The following is a 17,340-nucleotide window of genomic DNA, read 5'->3' on the forward strand; positions in this document are numbered from 1 at the left end:
AGCGCGCTCGCGCGGTACCTGAGGCCACTTCGAGGCCCCGGGCCCGGGCTGGGCTTGAGCCGGCTCGGCACGGGCCTTCGCCCGGTCGGTGCCGCCGGTCTCCTCAGGCGCGGACGTCGCGGATGATGCCGACCAGCTCGCGCGTGACCGACTTGAACCCGGGCAGCCGGGACATCGCGACCATGCGGTTGACCAGCGGCACCGTCCGATCGACCAGGAGGTAGGTCTTGCGGCAACCGGGCGAGCTGTCGTGCACCCAGTACAGGACGATGCCCATCGAGTAGAGCCACAGCAGCTCGGGCAGCTCCTTGCGGAACTCCTCGTCGATCTTCAGGGTGGAGCCGTCCACGACCTGGCGGTAGATGGCGACCGCCGCGTCCCGCGCCGGGCCCGCGTCGGCGCTGAACGGGTTGAGCGGGCTGGTGGGCTCGGCGGCGAACTTGAAGAACTTCCCGGCGAACTCGTGGTACGGCACCATCGTGTCGACCCGGGCCTTCAGCACGCCCAGCAGCCGCGCCGCGAAGTCCTTCTCCGCATCCAGCACCGCCCGGCAGGCCTTGAGGTGGTCCTCCTGGAGCTCGTCGTAGTACGCCTGGATCAGCTCCTCCTTGGAGCCGAAGTAGTAGTAGGCGTTACCGACCGAGACCCCGGCCTCCTTCGCGATCGCCCGCATCGTCGTCGCCTCGTACCCGCGTTCGCGGAAGAGCCGCAGCGCCGTCTGGACGATCAGTGCACGCGTCTGCTCCGACTTCACCGCCTTCATCTCGGTCACGTACGCCACTTTAAAGGGTGGAAGGCGGCCCTCCACTGCCCGTACGGGGACACCCCGCGCACCCTGGACGGGCCGCGCGTTCGTCCGGCCCCGGCCCGGTTTTGGGCCGGGCCCGGACGAACGCGGACTGACGAATGAGGCGGCCGCCCGCGGATCAGCGGCCGGTGCCTCCGTAGACCACGGCCTCGACCTGCTCGGCGTCCAGGTCGAAGGCGCGGTGCGCGGCGGCGACGGCGGTGTCGATGTCGTCCTGGGCCACCACGACCGAGATCCGGATCTCCGACGTGGAGATCATCTCGATGTTGACGCCGGCGTCGGCGATCGCGGCGAAGAAGGCCGCGGTGACGCCGGGGTGCGAGCGCATCCCGGCGCCGATCAGCGAGACCTTGCCGACCCGGTCGTCGTAGCGCAGCGACTCGAACCCGATCCGCTCCTTGACCTTGTTCAGCGCGCTCAGCGCCGCCTGCCCGTCGCTGGCCGGAAGGGTGAAGGAGATGTCGGTGCGACCGGTCGAGGCCGCCGACACGTTCTGCACGATCATGTCGATGTTGATCTCGGCCTCGGAGAGCACCGTGAAGATCGAGGCGGCCTCACCGACCTTGTCCGGCACGCCCACAACGGTGATCTTGGCCTCGCTGCGGTCGTGCGCGACCCCGGAGATGATCGCCTGCTCCACGTTCTGCTCCCCCTTGCCCTCGATCTCGCTGCTGTCGACGACCCAGGTGCCCTCCTTCTGACTGAAGGACGACCGCACATGGATCGGAAGATTGTAGCGGCGCGCGTACTCGACGCAGCGCAGATGCAGGATCTTGGCCCCGCTGGCGGCCATCTCCAGCATCTCCTCGTAGGAGATGCGCGGGATGCGGCGCGCGGCCGGGACGATCCGCGGATCGGCGGTGAACACGCCGTCGACGTCGGTGTAGATCTCGCACACGTCGGCGTCCAGCGCCGCGGCCAGTGCGACCGCGGTGGTGTCGGAGCCGCCGCGGCCAAGGGTCGTGATGTCCTTGGTGCCCTGCGAGACGCCCTGGAACCCGGCCACGATGCAGATCGAGCCCTCGTCCAGCGCGGTGCGGATCCGTCCCGGCGTCACGTCGATGATCTTGGCTTTGCCGTGCGCGCCGTCGGTGATCACTCCGGCCTGGGAGCCGGTGAACGAGCGGGCCTCATGGCCCAGGTTGGCGATGGCCATGGCCAGCAGCGCCATCGAGATCCGCTCGCCGGCGGTGAGCAGCATGTCCAGCTCACGCACCGGAGGCAGGGGGCTGACCTGCTTGGCCTTGTCGATGAGATCGTCCGTCGTGTCACCCATGGCGGACACCACGACGACGACGTCGTTGCCCGCCTTCTTGTTCGCGACGATGCGCTGGGCGACCGCCTTGATGCGCTCGGCATCGGCGACGGAGGAGCCACCGTACTTCTGCACCACGAGAGCCACGAGTGGGCGCTCCTCGGATAGGGATCAGGCGTACCTGGCCGAGTCTACCGAGACGGCTCGAATGCGTTACGACCAGGTAACTCCCCGACCGCCGATCAGGTGACCGGCGCGGCCTCCGCGGCCGTCATATCCTCGGCGACGTCGAGCCGCGCCCCGGCGACCACCGCGTGCAGGGCCCGCAGCGCGGCGCCGGCGTGGTTGCCCCAGTGGTTGAAGTAGGAGTACTGCCACCACCACAGCGCCTCCAGCGGACGGTCGTGCTGGTAGTGGCGCAGCCCGTGGACGAGATCGCTGGCGACGTCGACCAGGTCGTCCGACAGCCGGTAGGAGGTCGTCTCGTCGTCCTTATACGGATCGAAGACCTCGGTGTACTCGTCCACCGCGATGAGCCGCTCGGACAGCCCGACTCGGATCTCGTCCAGATCCGGGTCCTCGCCGACCTCCGGCTCCCAGTTGTCCGGCAGGATCACGTCGGCGCTGGCGCCCAGCTGCGCGCCGGCCAGGATGACCTGCGACACCTCCAGGAGCAGCAGCGGCACGGTGTGGCGACCGCCATCGCCTCGGGCCACGGCCTCGAGCCCGTTCAGGTAGTTCTCCACATGGCGGGCCACCCGCTCGGCGAGGGCGTTCCAGTCCTGTGGGCTGTTGGAGTCAGACATCGAGCAGCCTCCGTCCTTCGAATGCGCGGCCCAGCGTCACCTCGTCGGCGTACTCCAGATCCCCGCCCACCGGCAGACCGCTGGCCAGCCGGGTGACGGTCAGCCCCATGGGTTTCACGAGGCGGGCCAGGTACGTCGCGGTGGCCTCGCCCTCCAGATTGGGATCGGTGGCGAGGATCAGCTCGTTCACGGTGCCGTCGGCGAGCCGCTGCATCAGCTCCCGGATGCGCAGATCCTCAGGGCCCACGCCCTCGATGGGGCTGATCGCCCCGCCGAGCACGTGGTAGCGGCCGCGGAACTCACGGGTCTTCTCGATGGCGACGACGTCCTTGGACTCCTCGACCACGCAGATGACCTGGGGATCGCGGCGCGCGTCCCGGCAGATCCGGCACTCCTCCTCCTCGGCGACGTTGCCGCAGGTCTTGCAGAAACGGACCTTGTCCTTGACCTCCTTGAGGGCCTTGCCCAGCCGTTCGACGTCCGCGGGATCGGCGGCGAGGAGGTGGAAGGCGATCCGCTGCGCGCTCTTGGGGCCGACGCCGGGCAGCCTGCCCAGTTCGTCGATGAGATTCTGGACGACCCCTTCGTACAACGGTCCCTTCCTTTCACGCTAGTGACGATGACCGACCACGATACGACTCCGTGCACGAAGACGACACTGTGCGGCACTCGCCCGGCGTGGCCCGCGCCCCCGCGCCCGGCGCCCGGAGATCAACTGCCCGGCTTCCCGCCCTGCTCGTCGTCCTCTTCCTTCTCAGGCGCCCCGGCACCTGGAGTCCCGGGGAACCCCGGGAACCCGGGCATGCCCGGCAGGCCGGACAGGTCCGGCAGGCCGGGGAGGCCGCCCCCTCCGGCGCCACCGAGGCCCGGCAGCCCGCCCCCCATCGCGGCGAGCGGCCCCATCGCCGACTGCTGCATCTCCTGGACGGCCCGTCCCGCGTCACGGATCGCCGCGAGCACCAGGTCCGCCAGGGTCTCAGCGGTCTCGGCCGGATCGTCGGCATCGATCGCCTCCGGGTCGATGGACAGGCCGGTCACCTCACCCAGGCCATTGACCGTCGCGGTGACGAGCCCGCCTCCCGAGGTACCGGACACCTCGGCCTCCGTGAGCTCTTGCTGCGCAGTGAAGATCTTCTGCGCCTGCTGAAGAAGCTCCTGGAAGTTCACCTGACCACCGGGTTCCACGGCGTGCTCCGTTTCCTCTCGCCCCCGAAGGGCCCGTACTCGGCGGATCCGCCGACCATTGGACGTCTGTCTTCCCGAGACTACGGCTTCCGCCCGCGTTCCGGTACGTACTGGCGCCGTGTCCAGAATCCCACCCACACCCACCGGAAGCAGCACGATTCTCAGTCTTACGAACAATGCGCGCGACCTGCCACACCTCCTCCCGCCGCCACGGCCGCTGGGAGCGGCGGCGCCTGTGGCGGCGCTGCCCTGACCCTTCCATGCGCCCAGGCGGGCGTCGTACTCACGCGGGGACGCTGAGCGGCTACCAGGCTGCGCCGTCGCGGAGAGGAGCGGGCGGCGGGGGTCAGGTGTTGTCGATCTCGCGGATGATCTGGCCGCCCAGCTCGCGCTGGATGAGCGCCATGCCGCTGGCCTCGGCCTCGGCACCGTCCGCGTCGGCGTCCCCTTCCGGGTCGACCTCCTCGCTCTCGTCCACGGGAGGCGGCTCGGGCGGCGGGGGCGGCTCGTCGGACGGCGGCGGCTCAGGGGCAACGTCGGACGTGGGTGATGGAGGCGACGGCGCGCGTGCGGGCTCCGGCTGAGGAGGCCCTGGACGAGGAGCGGGCGTGGAAGCACCGGCGAAACCGGACGGCGCGGCCGCTCCCGGGCCGCCGCCCCCAGGCCCGGAACGTCCCGGGGACCGGCCGGCGCCCGGACGCCCGCCGCCGCCGGAGGGCGCCGCGCCGCCGAGGACCGTGTCGATCCTCCAGTCGACGCCCATGCGCTCCCGCAGCACCTCGCGGAGCACCACGTCCCGGCCGCCGTTGGTGAAGTTGGTCCGCGCACCCTCCGCCTCGAACGACAGGGTGAGCAGGTTGTGGTCCAGCGAGATCGGCCGCACCCCGGACATGATCGCCATCCAGGCGACCTTGCTCTTGACCTTGACGGCCTCGATGATGTCCGGCCAGTACCGCTGCACCATCGATACGTCCATACCCCCCTCAGCCTGGGCCGACGACGCGGCAGGCGCGGCCTGGGGAGGCCGCGCCGAAGAGGGCGCAGGCGCAGGGGCGGGCGCAGGAGCAGGGGGCGCGGGACGGCCCGCACCGGAGCCACCACCCGAACGGTTATCCACAGAACCCCGTTCGCCTTCTCCGGCCCCACCACCCCCCTCGACAATGGCCGCGGAAGGGGCTCCGGCATCGCCGGTACCCGCGGCCACCGGGCGAGGAGGAAGCGTTGCCGCATCCCCGAACGCGGGCGCCGGCCCGGCGGGCCCGCCCCCGGCGAAGCCGCCTTCCGCCGCCTGCCGCTCCAGGCGGTCCAGCCGGGCGAACATCGACGCCTCGTCCTCGTACGCGGCGGGCAGGAGGATCCGTGCGCAGATCAGTTCCAGCAGCAGCCGCGGCGACGTCGCCCCGCGCATCTCCGTCAGCCCGGTGTGCAGCAGGTCGGCGGCGCGCGTCAGCTCCCCCGGCCCCATCGACGCGGCCTGCCGCCGCATCTGCTCCAGCTCGTCGGGCGGCACGTTCAGGAGCCCGGTCCCGCCCGCCTCCGGCACGTTCGAAAGGATCACCAGGTCCCGGACCCGCTCGAGCAGGTCGGCGGTGAACCGGCGGGGGTCCTGCCCGCTCTCGACCACCCGGTCGATCGCGGCGAACACCGCGCCGCCGTCCCGGGCCGCGAAGGCCGCGATCACCTCGTCCAGCAGCGCCGAGTCGGTGTAGCCCAGCAGCGACACGGCCCGCGCGTAGGTGATGCCCTGCTCGTCCGACCCGGCCAGCAGCTGGTCCAGGATCGACAGCGTGTCCCGGGCCGAGCCGGCGCCCGCCCGTACCGCCAGCGGCAGCGCCGCCTCCTCGTACGGGACCTTCTCCGACCGCAGGATCTCCTCGACGAGGTCCTGCAGCACGCCCGGAGGGATCAACCGGAACGGGTAGTGGTGGGTCCGCGACCGGATCGTCCCGATGACCTTCTCCGGCTCGGTGGTCGCGAACACGAACTTCAGGTGCGGGGGCGGCTCCTCGACCAGCTTCAGCAGGGCGTTGAAGCCCTCCCGGGTGACCATGTGCGCCTCGTCGATGATGTACACCTTGAAGCGCGCCGAGACGGGCGCGAAGAACGCGCGTTCCCGCAGGTCGCGGGCGTCGTCGACACCACCGTGGGAAGCGGCGTCGATCTCGATGACGTCGATGTGGCCGGTTCCTGTGGGGCCGAGCGCGACGCAGGAGTCGCAGCTCCCGCACGGCTCGGGCGTCGGCCCCTGCTCGCAGTTCAGCGAGCGGGCCAGGATCCGGGCGCTGGAGGTCTTGCCGCAGCCCCGCGGTCCGCTGAAGAGGTAGGCGTGGTTGATCCGCCCGTTCCGGAGCGCCTGCTGAAGGGGCTCCGCGACGTGCTCCTGCCCCTTGAGCTCGGCGAACGTCGCCGGCCGGTACTTGCGGTACAGCGCCAGGGTCATCGGGGGTCCGCCCTCCTCGAGAAGCAGAGCGTTAGAAGCGCAGGTGTCGCCTTCAAACCAAGGGACCCCCCGCACACCCGCCAGAGCCTGCTTATCCTTGCTGCCTTCCGGCCCTGGGGAGGTTCACAGGATGACGCCGTGCGAGGGGTCTGCCCCGAGTCTATGGCATGCGAGGAGCTCCGTAAGCCGCTTACGAACCTCCTCGCGTAGGCTCCCGCCCTATGCCCTCCGCCGAAGCCCCGCCTCCGCAGGAGACTCTCCTCCACATCGCCGAGCGCCGGCACTGGGAATCGGCCCGCGCCACGGGTGTGTCGTACACCATGTCCACCCTGGGCCGGACGCTCGACGAGGAGGGCTTCATCCACTGCTCGTCCGACCTCGCCCAGCTGGAAGGCGTCCTGTCCCGCTTCTACGAGGGCATCGACCGCACGACTCTGGTCCTCCTGGTCATCGACACCGCCCAACTCCAGGCCCCGGTCCGCTACGAGCCCGCCGGTGACGAACTCTTCCCCCACGTCTACGGCCCGATCCCGCTCCCGGCCGTTATTGATGTCCGGTCAGTGCCCGAGAACCGGTAGGCTCTCCTGCGGAGGATTCGCCTAGTGGCCTAGGGCGCACGCTTGGAAAGCGTGTTGGGTTCACGCCCTCGCGAGTTCGAATCTCGCATCCTCCGCCAGCCTGACCAGGCAAAACACGTCGAGGGCGGCACCCGTACGGGCGCCGCCCTCAGTCTCTTCTGGTCTCATCCAGCCTTTCAGGCCGCCCTGAGACCTCCGCCGGACCATCCTGGTCGCCGTCAGCGGGCCGTCCCTGAGCCTCCCCAAGGAGGCCGCCAACGCGCCTCGCGACGCACGGGCTCGGTCGGGATCATCGATCCGGCGGGGAACTCTCCGCCGAGGATCGGCCGCGTAGATCCTCGGCGGCCTTGATGTCACCGGACGCCAGTCGCGCCCCAGCATCGTTCAGGGCCGCGCCGCCTCGTCCGCGCTGTGGGCGGGCCGCGGCCTTGAGGGGGAGGTGCCCGTTCCTCAGCGGCCCCCGAGGCCGCTCCGGAACCTCGTGGCCCCTTACTCGATCTCCGCGATCGGTATCGAACTCGACCGCATCATGGACGAATTGACGGTTCGACCTCGCCGTGATTCTCGAAATCGAAGCCGTCTCCACGTCGACATCAAAGAGCGTGCAGTGGAGTTCTCCGAGGTCACCCTTACCGGCGATCGCCACGAGATCATCTACGCGCCAAGGCTTATAAGCTGGCGCCATGTCCTGCATCTCAATCATCACCCCCTGCTACGAGCCGGACGTGAAACATCTAAATGAGGCGTATGAATCTGTGGTCAACCAAGAACTTCCCGAAGGGTGGGAGCTGGAATGGGTAATCCAGGAGGACGGGACGACCGGCGTTCCTGAGACGATGATCCCGCAAGATCCGCGAGTGAAGTTCGGCGCTGGGCGCCGAGGCGGAACCGGGATAACAAGGAATCTCGCCCTGGCTCGTTCTCAAGGCGTCCTGATCAAGAGCCTCGACCAGGACGACATCCTCACACCAGGAGTACTTGCACGGGACATAGAGGTTCTCGCCGAGAACCCTGATGTTCAGTGGACCACTTCCCGCGCACTCGACTTGCTGCCCGACCGTTCGACCGTTGGGGCTGAGAGCGACCCGCTGGCCGGAAGGATCGAGCCTGGCTTTGTCTTCGAGTACTGGAAGGCGCACAACTACCGACTGCCCGTCCATCCCGCGACCGTCTGCATCAGGCGCCCCCTCATTGTCTCCCTTGGGGGATGGATGGGCGTACCGGGATCGGACGATACGGGGATGCTGGTTGCCGCGTCGATGCTCAGTGTCGGGTACTTCCATGACGAGGTGGGCCTCTTGTATCGCAAGTGGCCGGGCCAGGAATCCACCAAGCCCCGACACACCGAGCCTACGGAATGGAACTTGCGCATGGACCTTATCCGCGAACGCACCGAGTCCATTCAGGAGGTATGGGGGATGCGTTCTCACGGACCGCGCCTTCCGTCTATTTAGACCGGAACGGCATATCAGCGTGATAATGCGTGCTACCGCGTCTTCTGAGACGCCACGTTCGGCTACTCGCGCGGTTCCGTGGTCGGCCGGGCGAGCGAGCGGGGAGGGACCGCTCGCCCGGTCGGGGCACGGTACGAAGGTCAGGCCAGGGTGGCGTTCTGGAGGTTGGTCAGGAGGCCGGGGGTCTGCCAGTTGTCGACGATGAGGAGTTTCGAGACGGGCAGGTAGACCGTCCGCTGGACGAAGGTGTCCTTCGAGACCTGGCTCGTCTTGTCCTTACAGGTGAACAGCCATTCCCGGTAATTGGCCTTGCGGCTGCCGACCGGGGCGAGGCCCGCCTTGCGGGGAGCGGACGGCATCGTCTGGAGGCTCGACGGGTCGTTCGGGCACGGCTGGGCGTCCGAGGCGGGGTAGTACGGGCTGCTCACCTTGTACGGGCCCATCTCGTGGCCCTGGGAGATGTCCTCCTCGCCGAAGATCCAGAATCCTGGGCAGGTGTCGGCCTGAGGGTAGCCGCTCTTGCCGCACGAGCCCCTGGTGACGACATGCCAGCGGCCGTCGCCCTCGGATCGGGCCTTCCAGGACGACGGGAGCTTCATCGTCAGGGCACCGGCCTTCACGGTGGTGTCCTGGCCGCCTTGCGTGTCGGGGTTCTCGCTGCCGGTGCTCGACCCCGTGCCGGACGAGCCGTCGCCCGCCTCGATGACGCAGCCGGTCAGCGGCAGGACGGCGCAGGCCGCGAGGGCCAGGACGGCGATTCGGCGTTGTGTGGACAATGTGGGGACTTCCTCTCTCGTCGGAGACCGGCCCCTTTGGACCGGTCCCACACCCAGCGGCCATTCGACTCTCCGTGACCGGTCATGCGTTCCACGTTCTCCCGACCGCCTCGCGGTCGGCGCGTTCAAGGGTGGACGGCCCGCCGACCGGGAATAGTGGGGCCGGAGAACCACCTGGTCAGGACGGGGTGCTGGATGGACGGCGGAAGAAGCGGCGAGCTCTGCCTGGTCACGGGCGCCACCGGGTACATCGGGGGGCGGCTCGTACCGGAGTTGCTCGACGCCGGGTACGCGGTGCGCTGCCTGGTCCGGACGCCCGAGAAGCTGCGCGACCACCCGTGGGCGCACCGGGTCGAGATCATGCAGGGCGACGTCACCGATCCCGAGTCGGTCGCCGTCGCGATGAAGGGCGTCGCGGTCGCCTACTACCTCGTCCACGCGCTCGGCACGAGCCGGGACTTCGAGCGGACCGACCGCCGCGCCGCCGAGACCTTCGCCGCCGGTGCCGCGCGGGCGGGCGTGCGCCGGATCGTCTACCTGGGCGGCCCCATGCCGACGGGGACCGAAGAGCGGGACCTGTCCCCGCACCTGCGCTCGCGCGCCGAGGTCGGGCGGATCCTGGGCTCGTCGGACGTCCCGACCGCGGTGCTGCGCGCCGCCGTGATCATCGGCTCGGGGTCGGCGTCGTTCGAGATGCTGCGCTACCTGACCGAGCGGTTGCCGGTGATGGTGACCCCGCGCTGGGTGCGGACCCGGGTCCAGCCGATCGCGGTCCGGGACGTGCTGCGCTACCTGGTCGGATCCGCCTCGCTCCCGGCCTCGGTGGACCGTTCCTTCGACATCGGCGGCCCGGACGTCCTGTCATACCGGGACATGATGCAGCGGTACGCGTGGGTCGCCCGCCTGCCGCGCCGCCTGATCATGCCCGTGCCCGTGCTGACGACCCGGCTCTCCAGCCTGTGGGTGGGGCTGGTGACGCCCGTCCCGCCGTCCATCGCCCGCCCGCTGGCCGACTCGCTGCGGCACGAGGTGGTCTGCCGCGAGGACGACATCACCCGGTACATCCCGGATCCGCCCGAGGGGCGGGTCGGTTTCGAACGCGCGGTGGAACTGGCGCTCCAGCGGATCCGGGAGGCGGACGTCAGCACCCGCTGGTCCTCGGCCTCCGTGCCCGGCGCGCCGAGCGACCCGCTGCCCACCGATCCGGGCTGGGCGGGCGGCTCCCTCTACATCGACCGCCGCGCCCGCGTCGTGGACGCGACGCCCGACGATCTGTGGCGGGTCGTCGAAGGGATCGGCGGGGAGAACGGCTGGTACTCGTTCCCGTCGGCCTGGGCCGTGCGGGGCTGGCTGGACCGGCTGGCCGGCGGCGTGGGCCTGCGCCGCGGGCGCCGGGACGCGGCCCGCCTGCGCGCCGGCGACTCGCTGGACTTCTGGCGGGTCGAGGAGATCGAACCGGGCAGGCTGCTGCGGCTGCGCGCGGAGATGCGGCTGCCCGGGCTCGCCTGGCTGGAACTGATGATCGGCCAGGACCGCCAGGGGCGCACGGTCTACCTGCAACGGGCCCTGTTCCACCCGCACGGACTGGCGGGACACGCGTACTGGTGGGCCGTCTCCCCGTTCCATACCGCGGTCTTCGGCGGCATGGCCCGCAACATCGCCCTGGCCGCCGAATCCCGCGAGTGAACGTGCACAACCTCTGAGCAGCGGCGCCTTCACTGACCGTCGGCCCGCGGTCACGTGACACGAGCGGTTGCGCCGCTTCTCTGGCCCCACCCGACCCCGTAGACTCAGGGGGTGATCTTCAAGGCGGTGCGTGACGGGCGGCCCTATCCCGAGCACGGCCTGACGTCCAGTGACTGGGCCAAGATCCCGCCCCGCCAGGTCCGGCTGGACCAGCTCATCAGCACCAAGCGCGAGCTGGACCTTCAGTCGCTGCTGTCCAAGGACTCCACGTTCTACGGCGACCTGTTCCCGCATGTCGTCCTGTGGCAGGGCGAGCTCTACCTAGAAGACGGCCTGCACCGCGCCCTCCGCGCGGCCCTTCACCAGCGCCTCGTCCTGCACGCCCGCGTCTTCGACATGGACGCGAACCAGCCCTAGGTGTGCTGTCCCGAGACGTTGGTGCCACGCGAACGCCTTACCTGGCCCGGTCAGACGCGAGCCGCCGGGCAAGCGCCTAGGCCGGGACGTGGAAACGCGGCCAGGGCTTGTCTCGAAGTGGCCCTAGGTGCCACGCGAGCGCGCTACCTGGCCGGTGGGGCGACGCCGGAGGCGAGCTACACCGGCCAGATCGCGAAGCGATGTCGCGCTCGCACCAAGCTCGGTCAGGGTGCGAGCCGCCAGGCGAGCACCCTGGGCCGGGCTTGAATAAACACAGCGCCTTAGAGCGCGGCGGTGCGTTCCGGGGTCGGCGCCCTGGGGACGTTCTTGGGCTCGATCAGGTGCTCGACGGCCTTCGGCGGGACGGGGTCCAGGCGCACGAAGCCGGGACGGGCGGCCAGCCAGCCGAAGACCAGTTCGGGAACGACCAGCGCCAGGAGCAGTCCCAGGGAGACCTGCCAGCCGCCGGTGGCGCTGTGCAGCACGCCGACCGCCAGCGGGCCGAGTCCCGCCAGGAGGTAGCCGCCGCACTGGGCCATGCCGGACAGCCGCGCCGCGACCGTGGGGCTCGGCGAACGCAGGCTCAGCAGGGTGAATCCGAGCGGGAACGCGCTGCCGGTGGCAGTTCCCAGCACCGCGACCCACACCCAGGCCGCCCCGGGGAACATCAGGAGTCCGGCGAGCCCGGCCGCCATGATGACGGTGATGGCCGTGACCAGCGGCCGCTGGTCGCGCACCCGGGCGGCGAGCACCGGGACGAAGAAGCCCAGCGGGATACCGATGATCATCATGACCGAGACCATGCTTCCGGCGGTGGCGGGCGGCTGCCCGTGGTCGCGCATGATCTGCGGCAGCCACGACATCAGCACGTAGAACATGAGCGCGGCCAGCCCCATGAACGCCGTGATGTGCCAGGCGAGCGGCGAGCGCAGCAGCGATCCCTGATCGGCAGGCGCGGACGCCGTGGCCCCGGACGGGCCGTCCGACGCGGCGCGGGTGCGGCGGTGGCCGCCGACGGCCAGCGGTCCCCAGGCGAGGGCGGCGACCAGCGAGGGCACGGCCCAGATCGCGAGCGCCCAGCGCCAGCCGGCCGTGTCGTTCATCGGCACGGCGAGGCCGGCGGCGATCGCGCCGCTGGTCGCCATCAGCATCATCGCCATGCCGGTGAGCGACCCGACCCGGCGCGGGAACACCCGCTTGATCACGGCGGGCATGAGCACGTTCCCCATCGCGATGCCCGCGCCGGCGAGGACCGTCCCGGCGAACAGGGCGGCGCGCGCCGGGACGACCCGGAGCACGATCCCGGCCGTGATCAGCAGCAGCGAGACGGCGATCGCGGGCTCGGCGCCCAGCCTGCGCGCCAGGACGGGCGCCAGGGTGGCGAACAGCCCCAGGCACAGGACGGGCAGCGTGGTCAGGACGCTCACCTCGATGCCGGAGAGCCCGAACACCTCGCGCAGGTCGCCGAGCATGGGGGAGATGCCGGTGATGGCGGCGCGCAGGTTGACCGTCAGGAGCACCAGCCCGATGAACGTCCACACGGCGGTGGCACGGTTGATACGCGGAGAGGAAGTCATTTCGCCTTCGTCAGTCGGGCCGGGCAGGAGAGCATGTGGAACGAGGGGGTTATAGGGCACGGTCGGAGGCGACCCGGGGCACGCGAGGTCTTCGACCGCCGCAGGAGGCGGAGGTTTCCTGGTTAGGAAGGGGCCGGGGGGCGGGTCTCCGCGGAGCGGATGATCCCGTCCAGACAGGAGCGGGCCGCCTGGGCGGCGGCCTCCGCGTCGCCCGCTTTGATCGCCGCGGCGATGGGGCCGTGCGGTACGTCCGCCTGCCGCGGCCCGGGTCCGGCGGCTCCGATGCTCGCCCGCAGGCCCGCGCCGAAGTCGCGGTACAGCTCGATGAGCACCCGGTTGTGCGTCGCCTCGACGACCGCCGTGTGGAAGGCGGTGTCGGCCTCCACGAACTCGGCGTGCGCCCCGGCGGCCCAGGCCGCGTCCCGGCGGGCCAGGGCGTCGTCGATGGCGGCCATGTCGGCGCCGGTACGGTGCGCGGCGGCCAGCCTGGCCGCCTCGACCTCGAAGCCGCGCCGGACCTGGAGGATCTCGATCAGCTCGGCGGTCTGCAGCCGGCGCCGTACCGCCCCGGACAGCTCGCTGGTCGCCCGCACGTACGTGCCGTCGCCCTGGCGGCACTCCAGGAGGCCGGCATGGGTGAGCGCCCGGACGGCCTCGCGAACGGTGTTGCGGCCGACGCCCAGGTTCTCGGAGAGGACGGGCTCGGGCGGAATCTTGGCTCCCACGGGCCACACTCCCGTCGCGATCTCATCCCTGAGCTGGTCGATCACCTGCTCGACCAGGGACGAGCGGCGGGCGGTGCGCAGCGTCACGACTCCCCCAAACGATCATGGTGGCCGGATTCCACCAATCATCCTACGTTTCTAGGTCCAGTGCTTTTCTCTGGTGAGAACAAAGCGCGACGCGTCCCACAACATTCCCGGCGCAGCGTGTCGGCCAGATCACGCTCGAAGACCGGACGGCCCGCCGCCCTGGAGCCTGTCTGTGGCCCAGCTATCGCGCGAGCGCGTTGCCTGGCCGGTGGGGCGATGCCGGAGGAGAGCGTCACCGGCCAGATCGCGAAGCGATGTCGCGCTCGCACCAAACCCGGTCAGGGTGCGAGCCGCCAGGCGAGCCCCTGGGCCGGGATTGCAAAAAACACAGCCTCAGACCCTTCCCAGGTCCGCCGCGTGGGAGCGGGCCGGGCGCAGGCCGGTGGCTTCCAAGGCCTGCCGGTAGGCGCTGGTGGCATCCTTGGCGTCGCCGGCCAGTTCGAACAGCTCGCCCAGTTCCCTGAACAGCTGCGCGACCTGGCGTTCCGGGGCCAGGCGCCTCAGGTCGCCCACGGCCGCGCGCAGGACGACCAGCGCGGCGGTCGGGTCGCCCTGGGCGAGGCGGGCCCGGGCCAGGACCATGCGGGCCTGCGTGGCCTTGCGCACGCGGGCGGTGCGGTCGGCTCCGGGACGGGCGTCCACCTGCGGCGGGATCTCGCTGACGGGCGCGGCCAGGGCCAGGCCCGTGTCGAGGAAGTCCTCCAGCATCGCGATCGCCTGCTCGGGACGGCCGACGAGGACGAGGGCGCGGGCCTTCTCGATCGTGCTCTCGGTGGCCTCGATGCCTTCGAGGACGGACGTGCCGCCGAGCAGTTCGAGCGCCTCCTCGGCCGCGGCCGTGCGGGCGGCCTCGTTCCGCTGCCAGCCCGGGCCCGCGGGACGGCTCGGCAGGGGGCCGCCGACGGCCGCCTCCTCCGCGTCCGGGACGACGTCCTGCTGCGGCAGGGACGGGAGGTGGTCCAACTCGGAGCCGAAGGGGGCGACGCCGCGCAGCAGCGCCTTGGCGCCGGCCAGGTCGAGCCGGGCCTGCGCCAGGATGGAGGTGGCGCCGTGGAAGGCGGAGAGGGCCTGGTCGGCGAGGTAGAGGGCATCGCCGACGGCGCCTTCGGCCAGCGCATGCGAGCTGGCCTGCTGGTAACCGGCGGCGGGCTCCCGCCCTTTTTCAGACTCGGCGGGGACGCCCTCCGCGGGCGCCAGCATGCGGCGTCCGAGCGCGTGCGCGCGGACGGGATCGGCCCGGTCGACGTAGGCCAGGAGCAGGATCCGCCCGACCTCGGTGTATTCGTGGCCGACGCCGAGGCCCAGATGGCGGAGCCGGGTCAGGGCGCGTTCGCCCAGCGCCACGGCTTGGCCGAGGTCGCCGACGGCGTGGTAGCAGCGCGCCAGCGCGATCACGGGCGGCAGCCAGCTGGCCCGTCCCGGATCGCGTTCGGCCTGCTCGCGCAGCTCCTCGAAGAGCGCGATGGCCTCTTCGGTGCGGCCGAGCTCCTCCAGCGCGCGGGCGCGGCCCCAGCGGGCCCGGGAGGTGAGGTCGGGATCGTCGCTACGGGCGATCACATCGTCGAATCCGCCCTCCGCCGTGGCCGGGTCGCCGGCCAGCAGCGCCAGGTGCGCGTGCCGTTCCCGGACCTCCAGGTGGGCGCGCTGTTCCGGCTCGACGCCCTCGGCGAGGTACTCCGGGGTGCAGCCGAGGCGTTCGGCGAGCATCCGCAACACCGTCGGCGTGGGCGTTCGCTTTCCGGACTCGATCAACGAGATATAGCTGTCGGAGAGGTCGTGCCCGGCGAGCTGGGCCTGCGACAAACGTCTGGTCAGGCGCAGGTTGCGGACACGTTCGCCAACGTTGCCTGGACCCGGCATGTGGACTCACTTAGCGGAAGTAATCAGGCGGCTGGGGTGCCGACATGATTGCACAAAGCGGGTAAATACACATCGAGAGTAACGAAGCGGCACGACATACGACCACCTGGTCGGCTCCGGCCCCAGCCCGTCACCGGTGTACGACGGGCGATCGCGCGACGCCGGTTCGGCCCCGGGATCACCCGCGCACTCAGGGGATCTTCTCTTACCGTAGCCGCTCGCGTGCCGCTCGGTCGGCGATGCCCCTAATTCACGCCCATCGGGCCCGAAAATCCCCTACAAAACGTCCAAACCGCCCGGTTTGCTACCGGTCAGTATGACCAAGCCCGCGGACGGACGCGCGGCGGTCAGTCGTCCGAGGGGTTCTTGTTCGGGAAGATCATCTCGCAGACCTCGAGGTAGAGCTGCTCGGGGTAGGGCAGGTAGTCCACCGTGTCCAGGGCCTGGTCCTGGCCCGCCGACTCCAGGACGAACTCCCCGTACCCCAGCAGCCGGCCCGTGATCGTCCGGCGGAAGCTCATGTCGGTGACCTTGGCCAGCGGCATCATCGCCACCTTGCGGGTGATCAGCCCGGTGGTCAGCAGCATCCGCTGGTTGGTGATCACGAAGTAGTCGACCGACCACTCGGCCACCCGCCAGACGAACCAGGCGAGCAGGATCAGCCAGCCCCACCAGATCCAGCTGGTCGCCTGCGTGACGGTGTTGCTCAGCACGCCCGCGATGATCAGCCCGGCCAGCACCAGGCCGACCGGGACCATGAGCACCGCCGGATGCCGCCGCACCGTGATGACCTGGTTCTCGTGTGGGAGCAGGTACTTGTTCACCGATGCCGGGGCGGAGTCGCCGGGCGTCACCAGCCTCATCCCGAACCCCTCAGGCCAGCGCGTTGACGAAGGTGACCAGGGATCCCGCGGCCGAGGCGAGGCCCGACGCCGCGTCGTTCAGCGACTGGGCCGCCCCGTCGGGTTGCTTGACGACGTAGAACGTCACGAAGGCCGCAGCGGCCCACGCGATGTACTTCTTGGCGGGCACAGTGCCTCCCGGAGGATGATGACCCACGAACCCCAGGTCAGTTTCGCACAGGCCCGATGCACGGCAAAGTAAGGCCTATGGCGCGTTGTGACGACCGCACATCGCCCCATGGCCACGTCAGGAACACGACCGCGCCGGCACGGGCAGGGAGCCCGACCGCCCCCGCGCCGCAGCGTTCGCGATGCGTTGTGGACGTCGCGCCCCGACCCCCTCGGATGCGGCGGCGTCCAGAGTTTTGATCAGGGGGCGTTGCCCAGGGATGGGCGGGATGCCTGGCGGCGCTTCTCCGCGGCCACGATCGCCAGCACCTGGAGGTGCTTGCGGGCGATCCGTTCCACCAGGTCCGGGGCGGCCGCCCCGGTGACCTCCTGCGCGCCGTGCCGTGCCGCGGCGACGCAGCGCGCCACCGTCGCGGACGGATGGACGCCGGCGAACTCCTCGGTGAGGCGGTCGCCGACCTCTTCGTACCCCGATTCATAGCGTGGCGGTCGGTTGTCCCCGTAGTGAGCCATGACGTTTCCTCGAGCCTCGCTCGCACCGCCCCGGTCCCTGACGGTCCCCTGTTGCCGGGACGGCGGAGGGGAACGATCACTGCGTTCCGTAGCTGCTTATTACCCACGGTGACTCATCCGCGAACATCAAGCCCCTATAACA

17 protein-coding genes, 1 tRNA gene, 1 other RNA gene and 1 pseudogene are annotated in these 17,340 nt (G+C 70.4%); 5 read left to right on the forward strand and 15 right to left on the reverse strand.

Annotated elements, in window-relative coordinates; all coding sequences use genetic code 11:
• Window positions 1-103: 103 nt before the first annotated feature.
• From ABD340_RS34240 to ffs, 7 genes and pseudogenes are all read right to left on the reverse strand, one after another.
• Window positions 104-763 carry a TetR/AcrR family transcriptional regulator gene (locus ABD340_RS34240; protein ID WP_344594893.1) on the reverse strand — a complete coding sequence of 220 codons (660 nt, stop codon included), beginning with the start codon at window positions 761-763 and terminating at the stop codon, window positions 104-106.
• Between the two features lie 163 nt (window positions 764-926).
• Window positions 927-2,210: an aspartate kinase gene (locus ABD340_RS34245; protein WP_344594691.1), complete on the reverse strand. Its 1,284-nt coding sequence runs from the start codon at window positions 2,208-2,210 to the stop codon at window positions 927-929.
• Window positions 2,211-2,305: 95 nt separating this feature from the next.
• A complete protein-coding gene (locus ABD340_RS34250) occupies window positions 2,306-2,869 on the reverse strand; it encodes a DUF5063 domain-containing protein (protein WP_344594693.1) in 564 nt (187 codons plus the stop codon).
• Window positions 2,862-3,461, reverse strand: a complete 600-nt coding sequence (recR, locus tag ABD340_RS34255) for a recombination mediator RecR (protein ID WP_344594694.1) — start codon at window positions 3,459-3,461, stop codon at window positions 2,862-2,864. The genes ABD340_RS34250 and recR overlap by 8 nt, the downstream gene beginning before the upstream one ends.
• 227 nt (window positions 3,462-3,688) lie before the next feature.
• A pseudogene (locus tag ABD340_RS34260) lies at window positions 3,689-4,036 on the reverse strand (YbaB/EbfC family nucleoid-associated protein); the annotation flags it as partial.
• A gap of 364 nt (window positions 4,037-4,400) precedes the next feature.
• Window positions 4,401-6,494, reverse strand: a complete 2,094-nt coding sequence (locus tag ABD340_RS34265; protein WP_344594695.1) for a DNA polymerase III subunit gamma and tau — start codon at window positions 6,492-6,494, stop codon at window positions 4,401-4,403.
• Window positions 6,495-6,551: 57 nt separating this feature from the next.
• An RNA gene (gene ffs, locus ABD340_RS34270) (signal recognition particle sRNA small type) lies at window positions 6,552-6,647 on the reverse strand.
• A gap of 68 nt (window positions 6,648-6,715) precedes the next feature.
• Here ffs and ABD340_RS34275 point away from each other — a divergent pair.
• Together ABD340_RS34275 and ABD340_RS34280 are read left to right on the forward strand one after the other, a co-directional pair.
• Window positions 6,716-7,072 (forward strand): DUF952 domain-containing protein, encoded by a 357-nt coding sequence (locus ABD340_RS34275; protein WP_344594696.1) that lies wholly within the window; start codon window positions 6,716-6,718, stop codon window positions 7,070-7,072.
• 10 nt (window positions 7,073-7,082) lie between these two features.
• Window positions 7,083-7,170, forward strand: a tRNA-Ser gene (locus ABD340_RS34280).
• Between the two features lie 191 nt (window positions 7,171-7,361).
• Here ABD340_RS34280 and ABD340_RS34285 read toward each other — a convergent pair.
• Window positions 7,362-7,775 carry a hypothetical protein gene (locus tag ABD340_RS34285; RefSeq protein WP_344594698.1) on the reverse strand — a complete coding sequence of 138 codons (414 nt, stop codon included), beginning with the start codon at window positions 7,773-7,775 and terminating at the stop codon, window positions 7,362-7,364.
• Between ABD340_RS34285 and ABD340_RS34290 the strand changes: the two genes are divergently transcribed.
• Complete coding sequence (locus ABD340_RS34290; RefSeq protein ID WP_344594700.1) at window positions 7,756-8,526, forward strand: glycosyltransferase; 771 nt, start codon at window positions 7,756-7,758, stop codon at window positions 8,524-8,526. The two genes, ABD340_RS34285 and ABD340_RS34290, sit on opposite strands and share 20 nt — an antisense overlap.
• Before the next feature lie 140 nt (window positions 8,527-8,666).
• Here the strand turns inward: ABD340_RS34290 and ABD340_RS34295 are convergent, their stop codons facing one another.
• Window positions 8,667-9,302, reverse strand: coding sequence for a hypothetical protein (locus ABD340_RS34295; RefSeq protein WP_344594702.1), 636 nt, complete (start codon window positions 9,300-9,302; stop codon window positions 8,667-8,669).
• A gap of 195 nt (window positions 9,303-9,497) precedes the next feature.
• Here ABD340_RS34295 and ABD340_RS34300 point away from each other — a divergent pair, with 195 nt between their 5' ends.
• Together ABD340_RS34300 and ABD340_RS34305 are read left to right on the forward strand one after the other, a co-directional pair.
• Entirely contained in the window at window positions 9,498-10,988 is a 1,491-nt protein-coding gene (locus ABD340_RS34300; protein ID WP_344594704.1) for an SDR family oxidoreductase, read from the forward strand.
• Window positions 10,989-11,099: 111 nt separating this feature from the next.
• A complete protein-coding gene (locus tag ABD340_RS34305) occupies window positions 11,100-11,405 on the forward strand; it encodes a type II toxin-antitoxin system VapB family antitoxin (RefSeq protein WP_344594705.1) in 306 nt (101 codons plus the stop codon).
• A gap of 281 nt (window positions 11,406-11,686) precedes the next feature.
• Here ABD340_RS34305 and ABD340_RS34310 read toward each other — a convergent pair whose 3' ends face one another.
• The 6 genes from ABD340_RS34310 to ABD340_RS34335 all read right to left on the reverse strand — a co-directional run bounded on the left by ABD340_RS34310 (window position 11,687) and on the right by ABD340_RS34335 (window position 17,198).
• Entirely contained in the window at window positions 11,687-12,982 is a 1,296-nt protein-coding gene (locus tag ABD340_RS34310) for a CynX/NimT family MFS transporter (RefSeq protein ID WP_344594706.1), read from the reverse strand.
• A gap of 122 nt (window positions 12,983-13,104) precedes the next feature.
• A complete protein-coding gene (locus ABD340_RS34315; RefSeq protein ID WP_344594707.1) occupies window positions 13,105-13,794 on the reverse strand; it encodes a FadR/GntR family transcriptional regulator in 690 nt (229 codons plus the stop codon).
• 333 nt (window positions 13,795-14,127) lie between these two features.
• Complete coding sequence (locus ABD340_RS34320) at window positions 14,128-15,654, reverse strand: helix-turn-helix domain-containing protein (RefSeq protein WP_344594708.1); 1,527 nt, start codon at window positions 15,652-15,654, stop codon at window positions 14,128-14,130.
• A 347-nt stretch (window positions 15,655-16,001) separates the two neighbouring features.
• Window positions 16,002-16,517 carry a PH domain-containing protein gene (locus ABD340_RS34325; RefSeq protein WP_344594710.1) on the reverse strand — a complete coding sequence of 172 codons (516 nt, stop codon included), beginning with the start codon at window positions 16,515-16,517 and terminating at the stop codon, window positions 16,002-16,004.
• 10 nt (window positions 16,518-16,527) lie between these two features.
• Window positions 16,528-16,686 carry a hypothetical protein gene (locus ABD340_RS34330; protein ID WP_344594712.1) on the reverse strand — a complete coding sequence of 53 codons (159 nt, stop codon included), beginning with the start codon at window positions 16,684-16,686 and terminating at the stop codon, window positions 16,528-16,530.
• Window positions 16,687-16,925: 239 nt separating this feature from the next.
• Window positions 16,926-17,198 carry a hypothetical protein gene (locus ABD340_RS34335; RefSeq protein WP_344594714.1) on the reverse strand — a complete coding sequence of 91 codons (273 nt, stop codon included), beginning with the start codon at window positions 17,196-17,198 and terminating at the stop codon, window positions 16,926-16,928.
• Between the last annotated feature and the right edge of the window lie 142 nt (window positions 17,199-17,340).

This window comes from Actinomadura vinacea (assembly GCF_039532545.1).
Taxonomy (GTDB): domain Bacteria; phylum Actinomycetota; class Actinomycetes; order Streptosporangiales; family Streptosporangiaceae; genus Spirillospora; species Spirillospora vinacea.